Source organism: Candidatus Pelagibacter sp. PS_34 (genome assembly GCF_059417845.1).
The window spans coordinates 1,119,479-1,134,650 of sequence record NZ_CM182068.1 but is presented as its reverse complement, the minus strand read 5'-3'; the positions used below and the strand labels follow the sequence as shown (position 1 = coordinate 1,134,650).

Annotated in this window: 12 protein-coding genes; 11 read left to right on the top strand and 1 reads right to left on the bottom strand. The window is 32.5% G+C overall.

The genetic code is table 11. The annotated features are described in order from the left end of the window. Positions 1-20: 20 nt before the first annotated feature. Positions 21-1,514, bottom strand: a complete 1,494-nt coding sequence (locus AC5SL3_RS06075; protein WP_494577952.1) for a CoA-acylating methylmalonate-semialdehyde dehydrogenase — start codon at positions 1,512-1,514, stop codon at positions 21-23. Positions 1,515-1,666: 152 nt separating this feature from the next. Here AC5SL3_RS06075 and AC5SL3_RS06070 point away from each other — a divergent pair, with 152 nt between their 5' ends. From AC5SL3_RS06070 to lpdA, 11 genes are all read left to right on the top strand, one after another. After that, a complete protein-coding gene (locus tag AC5SL3_RS06070) occupies positions 1,667-2,869 on the top strand; it encodes an iron-containing alcohol dehydrogenase (RefSeq protein WP_494577950.1) in 1,203 nt (400 codons plus the stop codon). 61 nt (positions 2,870-2,930) lie between these two features. Beyond that, positions 2,931-4,010: a TRAP transporter substrate-binding protein gene (locus tag AC5SL3_RS06065; RefSeq protein ID WP_494577948.1), complete on the top strand. Its 1,080-nt coding sequence runs from the start codon at positions 2,931-2,933 to the stop codon at positions 4,008-4,010. Positions 4,011-4,094: 84 nt separating this feature from the next. After that, positions 4,095-4,664, top strand: coding sequence for a TRAP transporter small permease subunit (locus AC5SL3_RS06060; RefSeq protein ID WP_494577946.1), 570 nt, complete (start codon positions 4,095-4,097; stop codon positions 4,662-4,664). Then, entirely contained in the window at positions 4,665-6,026 is a 1,362-nt protein-coding gene (locus tag AC5SL3_RS06055; RefSeq protein WP_494577944.1) for a TRAP transporter large permease, read from the top strand. Positions 6,027-6,044: 18 nt separating this feature from the next. Beyond that, the gene (locus AC5SL3_RS06050; RefSeq protein WP_494577942.1) at positions 6,045-6,488 is read left to right on the top strand and encodes a hypothetical protein; all 444 of its coding nucleotides are present in this window, start codon (positions 6,045-6,047) and stop codon (positions 6,486-6,488) included. A 59-nt stretch (positions 6,489-6,547) separates the two neighbouring features. Then, positions 6,548-7,513 carry a malate dehydrogenase gene (mdh, locus tag AC5SL3_RS06045; protein WP_494577940.1) on the top strand — a complete coding sequence of 322 codons (966 nt, stop codon included), beginning with the start codon at positions 6,548-6,550 and terminating at the stop codon, positions 7,511-7,513. A gap of 2 nt (positions 7,514-7,515) precedes the next feature. Continuing rightward, complete coding sequence (gene sucC, locus AC5SL3_RS06040) at positions 7,516-8,676, top strand: ADP-forming succinate--CoA ligase subunit beta (RefSeq protein WP_494577938.1); 1,161 nt, start codon at positions 7,516-7,518, stop codon at positions 8,674-8,676. A gap of 1 nt (position 8,677) precedes the next feature. Continuing rightward, a complete protein-coding gene (sucD, locus tag AC5SL3_RS06035; RefSeq protein WP_494577936.1) occupies positions 8,678-9,553 on the top strand; it encodes a succinate--CoA ligase subunit alpha in 876 nt (291 codons plus the stop codon). Positions 9,554-9,587: 34 nt separating this feature from the next. Continuing rightward, a complete protein-coding gene (locus tag AC5SL3_RS06030) occupies positions 9,588-12,491 on the top strand; it encodes a 2-oxoglutarate dehydrogenase E1 component (RefSeq protein ID WP_494577935.1) in 2,904 nt (967 codons plus the stop codon). 2 nt (positions 12,492-12,493) lie between these two features. Continuing rightward, on the top strand, positions 12,494-13,771 hold the full coding sequence (odhB, locus tag AC5SL3_RS06025; RefSeq protein ID WP_494577934.1) for a 2-oxoglutarate dehydrogenase complex dihydrolipoyllysine-residue succinyltransferase: 1,278 nt from the start codon (positions 12,494-12,496) through the stop codon (positions 13,769-13,771). Further along, positions 13,772-15,172 (top strand): dihydrolipoyl dehydrogenase, encoded by a 1,401-nt coding sequence (lpdA, locus tag AC5SL3_RS06020; RefSeq protein WP_020168883.1) that lies wholly within the window; start codon positions 13,772-13,774, stop codon positions 15,170-15,172. It begins immediately after the preceding gene.

Genomic DNA, 15,172 nt, shown 5'->3' with positions numbered 1-15,172 from the left:
AAATTTTTTTATTAAAAAAATTATGACAAGACAGGAATTGTAAACTCAGGACCACTATTGTCCTCAGACCAGGTTACAGTAGCAGTCTTTAATTTAGTATAAAATCTTACTCCTTCAGGGCCATGCATTGAATGATCTCCGAATAGTGACCGTTTCCAGCCCCCAAAACTATGGTAAGCAACTGGTACTGGGATTGGAACATTTACTCCTATCATTCCAATTTTTGCATTTTCAGTAAAATGTTTTGCTATCATTCCACTTTTGGTAAATACAGCAGCACCATTTCCTAACTCATGATCATTAACCAACTTTAAAGCTTCTTCATAAGTGTCAGTTGTCATCATACTTAAAACTGGACCAAAAATTTCTTCTTTATATATCTTCATATCTGGCTTTACATCTTCAAAAATAGTTGGACCCACAAAGTATCCATTTTCATAACCTTGAAGTTTCATATTTCTTCCATCAGAAAGTAATTTTGCACCTTCTTTTTCACCTGTATCGATGTATCCCATAACTTTTTCGTAATGAGCCTTGTTGTTTAATGGTCCAAAATCACTTTTTTCATCTGTGTAAGGGCCAACATTTAACTTTAAAGTTTCTTCTAATAATTTAGTTTTTAAATTTTCGGCTGTCTTCTTTCCAACACATACAGCAACAGAAATGGCCATACATCTTTCACCTGCAGATCCAAAAGCTGAACCTATAAGGGCATCAGTTGTTTTATTAACATCTGCATCAGGCATAACAACCATATGGTTTTTTGCACCACCAAGTGCTTGAACTCTTTTATTATTTTTTGTTCCTGTGTGGTAAACATATTCTGCAATTGGAGTTGAACCTACAAAACTAATCGCCTGAACATCTTTGTTTTCTAATAATGTATCAACAGATTCTTTATCACCGTTAACAACATTTAAAACTCCCACTGGTAAACCAGCTTCAATTGCTAACTCAGCAAGTCTCATTGGGCAACTTGGGTCTTTTTCAGACGGTTTTAATATAAAAGTATTTCCACACGCTATAGAAACTGGATACATCCACATGGGAACCATAGCTGGAAAATTAAATGGAGTAATACCAGCACAAACACCAAGAGGTTGACGCAAATTATATGAATCAACATTAGTACCAACATTTGCAGAATGATCTCCTTTTAAAGATTCTGTAATACCTGTAGCATACTCAACAACTTCAATTCCTCTTTGAATAGAACCTTTGGCATCAGGAATAGTTTTTCCGTGTTCTTTAGAAACCATTACAGCTATTTCTTCCATATTCTTAATTAATAAATCTTTGTATTTTGATAAAATTCTTGATCTAGTAATTGGAGTAGTTTTTGACCATTTTATAAATGCTTTAGCAGAACTTTCTATTGCCATTTCAACAGTAGCTTTGCTTGCCAATTCAACTTCTGCTATCTGCTCACCAATTGCAGGGTTAAAAATTGGACCTATTCTAGATTTACTATCGCTATATATTTTTCCGTCTATAAAATGACTTATTTTTTTCATGGAACTCCTTTTATATTTAATGCCAAGTTATACTAGCTTTTTTTTCTTTGCAATCACTTATTCCTTAAATGAGAAAAATATTATCATTTAAAAGCTTTGAGTTGTTGACTCTTAAAATTACATAGGTTTAGATTGCAACTTAAACCAATTAGATGGAAAGAGAGAGAGGCCGTTTGATTAAAAGAGAAAATGTTCGTGTTTGTATACCAAGATATCTACAAATTGGAAAAGGTAGTTTAAATGAACTACCTGAAATTATAAAAATTCTAGGATCTATTAAATCATTATTAATTGTAACTGATAAACAAATGGTGGCATTTGGTTATGTTAAAAAGTTACAAGAAGTTCTTAGTAAAGCTGGATTAAAGTCAGATGTATTTGATGATACAGTTCCTGACCCAACTGACACAGTAGTTCTAAAGGGCATTGAATTTTTAGAAAAATGTAAAAATGATGCGGTAATAGGATTTGGTGGAGGAAGCCCAATGGATACAGCAAAAGCAATAGCTGCAATGGCAAAATATAGCAAAAATATTCAAGATTATAAACCACCCTCAATGTTTGATAAAAAAGGCTTACCAATAATTGCTATACCAACAACGGCTGGAACAGGATCGGAAGTAACACATCATGCGGTAATTATTGACTCAAATAATAGTGAAAAAATTTCATGTAGAGGAGAAGGATTTGTTCCAATTGTTGCAATAGTTGATTACGATTTAACATTATCAAAACCTAGAAGGTTAACTATTGATAGTGCAATTGATACTTTAACTCACGGTATAGAAGCTTATGTGAGTAAAAAAGCTACATTATTTTCAGATAGAATGGCTCTAGACACGATAAGACTTGTTATGAAAAATATATATGCTGTGGATAAAGATCCTAAGGATTTGAAAGCCAGAGAAGGACTAATGCTTGCAGCAACATTAGGAGGTTTGGCATTTTCTAATGCATCCATATGTTTAGTGCATGGAATGAGCAGACCATTAGGCAGTAATTTTAAAGTTCCGCATGGATTAAGTAATGCAATGCTATTACCAGATATAACAAAATTTTCAATCAACCAAGCTAAAAGTAGATATGCAGATTGTAGTCGTGCAGGTGAATTTGCCTTACCTGAAGATAGTGATGATGTTGCTTGTGAAAAATTAATTAAAGGTTTGTATAAAATTAATAAAGATTTTGAAGTCCCATCAATGAAAGACTTTGGAATTAATGAAAAAAATTTTGAGGATGAGTTAAAAAATATGGCAACTGATGCAGAAAATTCAGGAGCTCCAAACCTCAATCCAAGAGTGCCTTCTGTAAATGAGATGATCGATCTTTACAGACAAGCATGGAGAGCATCTTAATATGAGTTGGAGATGCTGTTCGTTAAGAAGAAACAACTTAAAAAATAACAGAGAGGGAAATATGAAAAACAATAAATCAAAATCTCTAATAAATTCGTTTATTAGTGTTTTTGCTGTTTTTGCTCTAATGATGACTTTTTCATTTCAGCAAGTTAGTGCAGCAGAAAAAATTAGATGGAAAGTACAGTCTACTTTCAATACTGGTTGGCCAGCACTTGGAGATCCAATTGCTCGTCTAGCAGATACTTTGGATAAAGCTACAGACGGAAGAATACAGCTAAAGGTTTATGAGCCTGGAAAAATTCTTCCTCCTTTAGAAATTTCACCGTCAATTAGTAAAGGTGATTTGCCTGCAGCTTACAACTATATGGCTTATGACCAAGGTAGAATTCCAGCAGCCGTTTTATTTGCAGCGGTACCGTTTGGAATGGAACCATGGGAATATGCTGCGTGGTGGTTTGAAGGAGAAGGTTCAAAACTAGCAAATGATATTTATAATAAGCAAAATATCAAAGTGTTGCTATGTAGTACAATTGGACCCGAAACTGCTGGTTGGTATAGAAACCCAATTACAAGTCTAGATGATCTTAAAGGTTTAAAGATTCGTTTCTCAGGTTTAGGGGGAATGGTTTTAAATGAAATAGGAGCATCTGCAACATTGATGGCTGGTGGTGAAATTTTTGCTGCTCTAGAAAAAGGAACTCTAGATGCAACAGAATATTCAATGCCTGCAATTGATGAAGTGCTTGGTTTTCACAAGATTACTAAGTTCAACCTATTTCCAGGTTGGCACCAAGTATCAACATCTACTCACTTTATGGTCAATTTAGACTTATGGAATAAAATAGGTCCAGCTGACCAAGCATTGTTTGAGATGGCTTGTACAGCAGCGGCTATGAGAGCCATTACTACTGGTGAATTTTTACAAGGAAAACAAATTGCAAGTTTCCCTTCTAAAGGTGTAACAGCTGCTAGATTACCTGATAGCGTATTGAGAGAACTTCAAAAAGTTAGTGCAAAAGTTATGGCAGAACAATCTGCTAAAGATGCTGACTTCAAAAAAGTTTGGAACTCTCAACAAGCATTTATGAAAGAGTATGATGTTTGGCAAAAATGGGGTTATTTACCTAGAAACTTTTAGTATTTAATACTTTAAAAGTTTATAATAAAGTTAAAAAGCAGTCGGTTTACCGGCTGCTTTTCTTTTTAATAAAAACAGATTTTTATGGCAAATGATTTCACAAAAATAGAAAATAGCTTAGACAAAAAGCTTCAACTAAAACATTTGCCTATTACAAAAAAAATAGATGGGTTTATAAATAGTGTAGGTGAAATATTTAATTGGATATGGGTTGTTTTAGTTGCTGTAATTATTCTTAATGTAATTCTTAGATATGTATTTAAGAGTGGCATGATTGAGTTAGAAGAACTGCAATGGCACCTTTATGCTGTGGGTTGGTTAGTTGGCCTGTCATCTACATACGTGGTAGATTTACATGTTAGAGTGGACGTTTTGACTGACAAAATGGCTTATAAAAGAAGGTTATGGTTTGAATTTTTTGGAATACTTTTATTGTTTTTACCGTTTATCATTTTAGTACTTATTTATTCAGTTCCATTTTTTGAGCTATCATGGGAAACAAATGAGAGATCTACTTCCGCAAATGGATTACCTGCAAGATGGATTGTAAAAGGCTTTCTGGTATTTAGTTTCTTTTTATTATTATTAGCTGGATTATCAAGAATAACTAGGGTTCTAGCAACTATACGATCAGGGTTTGAAAAATTAAAATAGATGGAATTAATTTCAGAATACTACATGTCCATATTGCTCTTTTTGAGTTTCATAATTTTAATTTTTATTGGTTTTCCTGTTGCGTGGACTATGGGAGGTCTAGCGGTATTATTTACTTTAATTGCAATGCTGTCTGATAATTATTTGGATACTTTTTTTGGAGTTGATTGGAAATTTTCTTCAATGGTAGTTTATAGATTGTATGGTGTTATGGCAAACTGGGTACTAGTTGCCCTTCCGATGTTTATTTTTATGGGAATAATGATGGATAAATCCGGAATTGCAGAAGACCTCATGACAGACTTAGCAAAATTATTTGGTCGTATGAGAGGTGGACTGGCGATAGCAGTTGTTTTTATTGGAGTATTATTAGCAGCCTCAACAGGAATTATAGGAGCATCTGTTGTTTTACTTACAATTTTAGGAGTTCCTTTAATGTTAAAAAATAATTATAACCCAGATCTTGCATGTGGAGTTGTTTGTGCAACTGGGACACTTGGAATTTTAATACCTCCTAGCATTATGCTTGTAATTATGGGTGATCAGGTAAGAATTTCTGTAGGTGATTTATTTATGGGAGCTGTATTTCCTGGTTTGATGCTTGGTTTATTATATACAATTTTTATTGTTGCTTATGCTTACTTAAAGCCAAAAGTTGCACCAGCTCCTAAAAGTGCAGAGCCTGTTTCTTTAGATATAATTTTAAGAGTATTTAAATCAATTATACCACCAGCTTTATTAATAATAGCAGTTTTAGGAAGTATTTTTATGGGGATAGCAACCCCAACAGAGGCATCAGGAGTAGGTGCGCTAGGTGCATCTATTTTAGCTCTAATAAGAGGAAGACTTTCTTTAAAGGATTTAAAAAGTGTAATTAGAAAAACTACTCATACAACATCATATATATTTGCATTATTTGTGGGAGCAACAATGTTTGCTTTAGTTTTAAGAGGACTGGGTGGAGATGAATTAATAGAAGGTGCCTTAAAAGGATTGCCTTATGGTCCAAATGGAGTTGTGATAGTTGTATTGTGTATTGCTTTTATACTAGGCTTCTTTTTAGACTGGATAGAGATTACATTAATTCTATTACCTTTTTTAGCCCCAGTTATGGTTGACCTTGGTGTTGATATGGTATGGTTTATAGTTATGTTTGCAGTTGTTCTACAAACTTCTTTTATAACTCCACCAGTTGGCTTTGCTTTATTTTATATGAAAGGTGTAGCTCCTCAAGGAATAACAATACAAAACATCTATAGAGGAATAATTCCATTTGTTATTTTACAAGCAATAGCAGTGGTAATTGTTTTTAATTTCCCTCAAATCGTTACATGGCTTCCAAAAGTAGCCTATGGTCCATAAAAGTTTAATATATAATTTATGAAAAAGATAATTTTATTAATCACTATATCATTTTTAGTAAGCTCTTTTAGTTTCGCCAGTGCTAATTCTAATACTTCTTTAAAAGATTATTTAGATAAAAAAGATATAGAAAATACCACAACCCAAATTTATTTATTGAATAGATGTAGTGCAATTTATGCTTATGCATCTGGTATTATTTTAAAAACAGATGCTCTAAGCTCTAAAAATTTTATTGAGATATCAAATAGTCTTTTATTTAAGTCGGTAGAATTAATGGTCATCGATGAAGAAAAAAAATTAGAAGAAGCTCAAAAAAAAGCTGAAGAAAATAGAAAACAGATATTCAATAATTACATAACTGATGGTAAAAAAAATTGGGAAAAGAATAAATCACATTTTAAAGGGTCATATATCGCTGATGACATGGCTATCTGTTCTAAACTTACTGAAGATAAATAGATAATAATTTAAAATTCTGTTGAATATTCATTAATTATCAATAAAAGATACTCGTATATATGAAAAAAAAGATTTCTTTAATAGGTGCGGGTCAAATTGGTGGCACTTTAGCACATTTAATTGGTACTAAAGAAGTAGCTGATGAGGTGGTACTTTTTGATGTTGCAAGTGGCGTAGCTAAAGGAAAAGCTTTAGATATAGCGCAATCTTCTTCTGTTGATGGTTTTAATGTAAAATTTTCAGGTACAGATAATTATGAAGATATAAAAGATTCAGATGTAATAATAATCACTGCGGGTGTACCAAGAAAACCAGGAATGAGCAGAGATGATTTATTAGGTATTAATTTAAAAATTATTAAACAAGTAGCAGAAGGTATTAAAAAAAATGCACCTAATGCATTTGTAATATGTATTACAAATCCACTAGACGTTATGGTGATGGCCTTTCAAAAATTTTCAGGGTTACCAGCAAACAAAGTAGTTGGAATGGCAGGAATTTTAGACAGCTCAAGATTTAAATTATTTTTATCTCTAGAGTTAAATGTTCCTGTAAAAGAAATTGAAGCAATGGTTATGGGAGGTCATGGAGATACAATGGTTCCTTTACCAAGATTTACAAAAGTTTTAGGTAAACCATTATTAGACTTAGTCAAAGAAGGAAAAATATCCTCAGAAAGACTAGAAGAAATTAATCAAAGAACTAGAGATGGAGGCGCTGAGATCGTTAAATATCTAGAAAAAGGTTCTGCATTTTATGCACCAGCAGCTTCAGGAGTGCAAATGGCAGAAGCATATTTAAAAGATGAAAAAAAATTACTTCCATGTGCAGTTCATTTAAATGGTGAATATGGAGTTAGCAATGTTTATGCTGGTGTACCAGTAATAATTGGTAAAGATGGTGTTGAAAAAATAGAGCAAATAGATTTGGATGAAAAAGAAAAAAAAGAATTTATGCACTCAATAGATGCTGTGAAAGCATTATGGGAAGCTGCATCTAAAATAGATCCAGATCTTTCTAAATAATAATGAATATCCACGAGCATCAAGCCAAAAAAATTTTAAAAAAATATGGAGCGGTAGTTCCTGAAGGAGTTTTTGCTTTTACAGTTGATGAGTTGATTGAAAAAGCAAAATCATTAAAAACAGAAAAGTTTGTATTAAAAGCACAAATCCATGCTGGTGGAAGAGGTAAAGCGGGAGGTGTAAAAATTTTAGATACTATTGAAGAATTAAGCGTTGCTGCAAAAGAATTATTGGGAAAAACACTTGTAACACACCAAACTGGCCCTGAAGGCAGAGAGGTAAAAAGATTATATGTGGAGGTATCTTCCAATATAGATAAAGAATTTTATTTATCCTGCTTAATTGACAGAGCAAGTTCAAAAATTGTATTTATTTCCAGCGATCAAGGTGGAATGGACATTGAAGAAGTTGCAGAAAAAACTCCAGAAAAAATTATAACAACTAAAATAGATATTACTGATGAAATTTCTGATGCTGACTGTGAAAAAATAATTAAAATTTATAGTTTAACTGATGATGCTAAAAAACAAGCAATAGCGCTAATTAAATCAGTATATAAGATGTTTCTAGGCACGGATGCTAATATGGTTGAAGTTAACCCGCTAATATTAACTAAAGAAAAAAATATAATCTGCTTAGACGCAAAGGTTAATTTTGATTCTAATGCATTATTTAGACATCCTGAAATAATCGAGCTTAGGGATTTAAATGAAGAAGATCCAGCAGAAATAGAAGCGAGCAAACATGATCTTGCTTATATAAAATTAGATGGCAGTATTGGTTGTATGGTTAATGGAGCAGGTCTTGCAATGGCAACAATGGATATAATTAAATTATATGGTGAAGAGCCAGCAAATTTTCTAGATGTTGGTGGTGGAGCTTCAAAAGAAAAAGTTTCTGCTGCGTTAAAAATAATTCTTTCAGATAAAAACGTTAAAGGCATATTAATAAACATTTTTGGCGGAATAATGAGATGTGATGTTCTTGCTCAAGGTGTTGTTGATGCTGCTAAAGAGATAAATATAAGTGTTCCATTAGTAGTTAGACTTGCGGGAACAAACTTTAAAGAAGGAAAAGAAATTTTAGATAACTCGGGACTAAAATTAATTTCAGCAGAAAATTTGGATGATGCTGCAAAAAAAATAGTTAAGGCTATAAAATAGAATGTCAGTTTTAATTAATAAAAACACCAAAGTTATATGCCAAGGTTTTACAGGTACACATGGTACTTTTCATTCTGAACAAGCATTAAAATACGGGACAAATCTTGTGGGTGGAGTTACTCCAAAAAAGGGAGGGCAAAAACATCTTGACCGTCCAGTATTTAATACTGTTGCTGAAGCAAAACAAGAAGTTGGTGCTGATGCAACTATGATTTATGTGCCAGCAAAATTTGCAGCAGCAGCTATTATAGAAGCAATTGATGCATCCATTGAGCTTATAGTTTGTATTACCGAAGGTGTACCAATTCAAGATATGCTTCGTGTAAAACAAAAGCTAAATAATTCAAAAAGCAGATTGATAGGACCTAATTGTCCTGGAATAATTACTCCTGATGAATGTAAGATTGGAATTATGCCTGGAAACATTCACAAGAAAGGTTCTGTTGGAATTGTTTCAAGATCTGGAACTTTAACTTATGAGGCAGTTGCACAAACAACTGAAAACGGATTAGGACAATCTACTTGTATAGGTATTGGTGGAGATCCAATAAATGGAACAAACTTTATTGATTGTTTAGATTTATTTTTAAATGATGATGAGACAGAATCTATTCTTATGATAGGAGAAATTGGTGGGTCTGCAGAGGAAGAAGCAGCTGAATTTGTTAAAAACCACAAAATAAAAAAGCCTATGGTTGGATTTGTAGCTGGAATAACAGCACCTCCTGGAAGAACTATGGGGCATGCTGGAGCCATCATCTCAGGTGGTAAGGGTGGAGCAGAGGATAAGATTAAAAAAATGGAAGAATGTGGGATTACAATTGCAAAATCACCATCTGAATTAGGCAAAACATTATTTAATAAATTATCTAATTGAAAATTATTTATCTGATATTATATCAATAAAATAGATGTCATCATCAAAAAATCTCGAATTCGAAAAAACGTCGTTTCTCAGCAAGTCTAACAGTGCATTTATAGAGCAAATGTATTTAAAGTTTATAAATAAAGACAAAGATCTCCCTGAAAGTTGGCAGCATTACTTTGAGGGTATAGGTGAAGATTTAAGTATGATTGCCAAGGAAATTAATGGACCATCATGGGGTATAAAACAAAAAATTGATATTGATGAAATTGAAAAAAAAATTGAAGAAGATGAAAAAAAACTTTCTAATGGAAGCAATGATGCAAAAGTTAATTCAAAAGATTTAATCAAAAGCAATCTTAATTCAATTAGAGCTGTTGCATTAATTAGAGCCTATAGACAAAGGGGACATTTATTAGCAAAACTTGACCCACTTGGAATGATGAAAACGGAATATTTAGAAGAATTACATCCTGAATATTATGGGTTCAAAAAAGAAAATTATAATGAGAAAATTTATTTAGATGGTGTAATAAATAAAGAGCATTCTACTGTAAAAGAAATATTAAGTTTTTTAAACAAAACTTATTGTGGGCCAATTGGTTATGAATATATGCATATATCAAACCCAACTGAAAGAAAATGGCTTAGAGATAGAATTGAGCAGGATGAAAACTCTCTTCAATTTACAAAGAATGGTAAAGAAGCTATTTTAAATAAACTTATTCAAGCTGAAGGATTTGAAAAATTTTTACATAAAAAATATGTTGGTACAAAAAGATTTGGACTAGATGGAGGAGAAAGCTTAATCCCTGCTTTAGAGCAAATTATTAAAATTGCCGGTCAATCAGAAGCTAAAGAAGTTAAAATTGGAATGTCTCACAGAGGTAGGCTCAATGTGTTAGCAAACGTTTTACAAAAATCATACAAAAGAATATTTAATGAATTTGCTGGAGACGTTCAAACAACAGGAGAAGAAGGAGCGGGAGACGTAAAATATCATTTAGGAGCATCATCAAATAGAGAGTTTGATGGCAATTCTGTGCATGTTAGTCTTACAGATAACCCTTCACATTTAGAAGCAGTCAACCCTGTGGTACTTGGACAAACTAGAGGAAAACAATTTTTTCATGAAGATAAAGAAAGAAATAAAGTTTTGCCTATTTTAATACATGGTGATGCAGCATTTGCAGGCCAAGGTGTTGTGGCTGAATGTTTTGCCATGTCTGGCTTACCAGGCCATAATACAGGTGGAACAATTCATTTCATTGTTAATAATCAAATAGGTTTTACTACAAGCCCAAGGTTTGCAAGATCATCACCATATCCATCAGATGTTGCAAAAATGGTAGATGCCCCAATACTTCATGTAAACGGTGATGACCCAGAAGCAGTTGTTTATGCGACTAGAATTGCAACGGAATTTAGATTAAAATTTAACAGAGACGTTGTTGTTGATATAATCTGTTACAGAAGGTTTGGCCATAATGAAGGAGATGAACCTTCATTTACTCAGCCACTAATGTATAAAAAAATTAGATCACACCCTACACCAGTAGAAGTGTATGGAAGCAAATTAGTAAATGAAAATACACTTTCAGAAGATGAGCTTAAAAATTTTAAATCTGACTTTAAAAATTTGCTTGATGATCAATACAAAAATGCGAAAGATTATAAACCAAAAATTGAATGGTATGAGGGAAGTTGGTCAAGATATAAACCAGAAAAAGGAAAAGATAAAAGAGGCGTAAGTGGTTTTGACCAAAAAAAACTTTTAGAAATTTCAGAAAAGATTAACTCAACACCAGAGGAATTAAACTTACACAAAACTATAATTAAAATTTTAAATACTAGAAGAGCATCAGTATCAAATGGAAAAGGTATAGATTGGTCAACAGCTGAAGCTTTGGCATTTGGCTCATTACTAGAAGAAGGTTATCCAGTAAGATTAGTTGGACAAGATTCAGGAAGAGGAACGTTTAGTCAAAGACACTCAGTTCTAAGAAATCAAGAAGATAACTCCAGATATATACCTTTAAATAATATTTCAAAAAATCAAATGAGATACGAAATAGTAGATAGTTTTTTATCAGAATTAGCAGTTTTAGGTTTTGAATATGGTTATAGTTTAGTTCAGCCAAACACTCTAACAATGTGGGAAGCACAATTTGGTGATTTTGCAAATGGCGCACAAGTAGTAATAGATCAATTTATTGCATCAGGAGAAAGAAAATGGACAAGGGCATCTGGGTTAGTAATGCTTCTGCCTCATGGTTATGAAGGTCAAGGACCAGAACACTCTTCAGCAAGACTAGAAAGGTTTTTACAACTATGTGCTAATGATAATATGCAGATAGTAAATTGCACAACACCAGCAAACTACTTTCATGCTTTGAGACGTCAAATGCATAGAGAGTTTAGAAAACCTCTAATAATTATGACACCAAAATCTTTATTAAGAAACAAGCATTGTGTTTCAAATATAGAAGACTTTGGTAAAGATACATTTTTCCACAGAATTTTATGGGATCATGCACTAGATGAAGAAAATGGATTTATAAAATTAAAAGAAAGCTCAAAAATTAAAAAAGTAATTCTATGTTCAGGAAAAGTTTATTTTGATCTACTAGAAGCGAGAGAAAAACTTAAGAAAGATGATGTAGTGTTGTACAGAGTTGAACAGCTTTATCCTTTTCCAGTAAAAAGTTTAGTTAGAGAAATCAAAAAGTATGCAAAAAATGCTAAATTTTATTGGTGCCAGGAAGAACCAAAAAATATGGGAGCATGGTTTTCCGTAAGGGACTATATACAATGGACATTAGAAACTATTAACGCTAATAATAAGGAAATTTCTTATATAGGAAGAAGTCCAGACGCATCTCCTGCAACAGGGTTTGCAAAAAGACATATTTCACAACAGCAAGAAATTATTAACAAGGTTTTTGAATAAAAATGAGTGAAAAAATTTTAGTACCGGTCTTGGGTGAGAGCATAACAGAAGCGACTGTTGCAAAATGGCTTAAGAAAGAGGGTGATTCAGTTGCAGCAGATGAGGCAATTGTAGAGCTAGAAACTGACAAAGTTAATTTAGAAGTTCCATCTCCGATAGATGGAGTTTTATCTGCAATAAATTCAAAAGATGGTGAAACAGTAGAAGTAGGAGCTCTTCTTGGTACAATAAGTCAAAATGGAACTCAACCATCTGAAAAAAAAATAATTACAAAAATTGAACCTAAAAGAACTGAAAATAATGTAGTTAATTTAGAAATTAAAAAAGAAGTTCCTAAAATTTTTAAAGAACCTGAAGAGGAAGAACCTTTAATATTAACCAATGAGGTTAAAGAAGAGAAAGCTGATTCTTCAAATCAAAACAATGAAGTACTTTCACCAGCAGTAAGAAAAATTGTAGTTGAAAATAAAATTGATTTAAAAAAAGTTAGTGGCTCTGGTAAAGAGGGTAGAATCCTTAAAGGTGACTTAATTAGTATGATGGGAGAAAATCCACAGCCGTCAGAAAGAAAAATTAAATATGGTCAAGAAGAGAGAATTAAGATGTCCAGGCTTAGACAGACAATTGCAAAAAGATTAAAACAAGCACAAGAAAATGCAGCATTATTAACTACCTTTAATGAAGTTGATATGACTGGCATAATGGAAATGAGAAAAGAGAACCAGGAAGATTTTCAAAGTAGATATGGCATTAAATTAGGGTTCATGTCATTTTTTGTAAAAGCATGTGTTGCTGCACTAAAAATGTATCCATCAGTTAATGCTGAAATTGATGGAGATGAAATTATTTATAAAAACTATTATAACATGAGTTTTGCAGTAGGAACGGAAAAGGGATTAGTAGTACCAGTATTAAGAGATGCTGATCAATTATCATTTGCTGATATTGAAAAAAATATTAAAACTATTTCTGAAAAAGCAAGAGATGGAAAAATAACCATAGAAGACCTTCAAGGTGGAACCTTTACAATTAGTAATGGTGGAGTTTATGGCTCAATGTTGTCTACCCCAATATTAAATTTACCTCAATCTGGTGTGTTAGGTATGCATAATATAGTCGAAAGACCAATAGTAGTTGATGGTGAGATTAAAATTAGACCCATTATGTATCTTGCCTTATCTTATGATCACAGAATTATAGATGGAAAAGAGTCAGTATCGTTCTTAAAAATGGTTAAAGAAAACTTAGAGGATCCAAGAAGGTTATTTTTAAATATTTAAATGTCAGATAAATTTCAAGCAGTTGTAATAGGTGGTGGTCCAGGAGGTTATGTGTGTGCAATAAGATTAGCACAATTGGGGCTTAAAACTGCATGTATAGAATCAAGAGGTTCATTAGGTGGAACCTGTTTAAATGTTGGGTGTATACCTTCTAAAAACTTATTAAACATTTCTGAAAATTATCATAAGGCGCAAAATTTTTCTAAACTTGGCATAGAGGTGGGTGAAGTGAAACTTAATCTTCAAAAAATGATGCAAAATAAGGATAAAGCAGTAACAATTTTGACTAAAGGTGTAGAATTTTTATTTAAGAAAAATAAAGTCACTTACTTTAAGGGTACAGGAAGCTTTAAATCTGCAAATAAAATTTCAATATTAGATGATCAAAAAAAAGAAACTATAATTGAAACAGATAAAACAGTTATTAGCACTGGGTCAGTTCCAGTTGCATTACCAGGTATTGAATTTGATGAAAAAATAATTGTATCTTCAACAGGAGCATTAACTTTAGAAACTGTGCCAAAAAAAATGGTTGTAGTTGGTGGTGGTTATATAGGGTTGGAGATGGGATCTGTTTGGTCTAGATTAGGTGCTGAGGTTCATGTGGTTGAATTTTTAGAGCATATTACTCCTGGTATGGATAGAGAAATATCTACAGAGTTTATGAAAATATTAAAGAAACAAGGAATTAATTTTCATATGCAGACAAAAGTAGAAGGAATTAAAAAAAATGCTAATGGTGCTATAGTTTCAACATCAGATAAAGATGGAAAAAAAGCAGATTTTGATTGTGATGTAGTTCTTATATCTGTTGGTAGAAAACCTAATACAACTAACTTAAATTTAGAAGCAATTGGTGTTGAATTAGATGAAAAGAAAAGAATTAAAACTGACAAAACATTTCAAACAAATGTTGAGAATGTATATGCTATTGGAGATGTAATTGATGGACCGATGCTTGCTCACAAAGCTGAGGACGAAGGTATTGCAGTTGCAGAAAATATTGCAGGACAATCAGGACATGTTAATTATGATATTATTCCTGGAGTTGTTTATACAACACCAGAGGTTGCTTCAATTGGAAAAACAGAAGAACAATTAAAAGAAGCAAATACTAAATATAAAATTGGTAAATTTTCATTTATGGCAAATTCAAGAGCTAAAGCAATTGATGAAGCAGAAGGTTTTGTGAAAATCTTAGCTGATGAAAAAACAGATAGAGTTTTAGGAGCACATATTATTGGACCTCATGCAGGTGAATTAATTGGAGAAATTGGAGTAGCAATGGAGTTTGGTGCTAGCGCTGAGGATATTGCAAGAACGTGTCATGCGCATCCAACATTCTCAGAAGCTGTAAAAGAAGCAGCTTTATCAGTAGATAAAAGAGCAATACACTCTTAA

Excerpts from the sequence above, each read along its gene's own strand:
- lpdA (WP_020168883.1), top strand. The coding sequence starts at position 13,772 with ATGTCAGATAAATTTCAAGCAGTTGTAATAGGTGGTGGTCCAGGAGGT.
- AC5SL3_RS06070 (WP_494577950.1), top strand. The coding sequence starts at position 1,667 with ATGGAAAGAGAGAGAGGCCGTTTGATTAAAAGAGAAAATGTTCGTGTT.
- AC5SL3_RS06075 (WP_494577952.1), bottom strand. The coding sequence starts at position 1,514 with ATGAAAAAAATAAGTCATTTTATAGACGGAAAAATATATAGCGATAGT.
- AC5SL3_RS06055 (WP_494577944.1), top strand. The coding sequence starts at position 4,665 with ATGGAATTAATTTCAGAATACTACATGTCCATATTGCTCTTTTTGAGT.
- AC5SL3_RS06030 (WP_494577935.1), top strand. The coding sequence starts at position 9,588 with ATGTCATCATCAAAAAATCTCGAATTCGAAAAAACGTCGTTTCTCAGC.
- AC5SL3_RS06060 (WP_494577946.1), top strand. The coding sequence starts at position 4,095 with ATGGCAAATGATTTCACAAAAATAGAAAATAGCTTAGACAAAAAGCTT.
- odhB (WP_494577934.1), top strand. The coding sequence starts at position 12,494 with ATGAGTGAAAAAATTTTAGTACCGGTCTTGGGTGAGAGCATAACAGAA.
- mdh (WP_494577940.1), top strand. The coding sequence starts at position 6,548 with ATGAAAAAAAAGATTTCTTTAATAGGTGCGGGTCAAATTGGTGGCACT.
- sucC (WP_494577938.1), top strand. The coding sequence starts at position 7,516 with ATGAATATCCACGAGCATCAAGCCAAAAAAATTTTAAAAAAATATGGA.
- sucD (WP_494577936.1), top strand. The coding sequence starts at position 8,678 with ATGTCAGTTTTAATTAATAAAAACACCAAAGTTATATGCCAAGGTTTT.
- AC5SL3_RS06050 (WP_494577942.1), top strand. The coding sequence starts at position 6,045 with ATGAAAAAGATAATTTTATTAATCACTATATCATTTTTAGTAAGCTCT.
- AC5SL3_RS06065 (WP_494577948.1), top strand. The coding sequence starts at position 2,931 with ATGAAAAACAATAAATCAAAATCTCTAATAAATTCGTTTATTAGTGTT.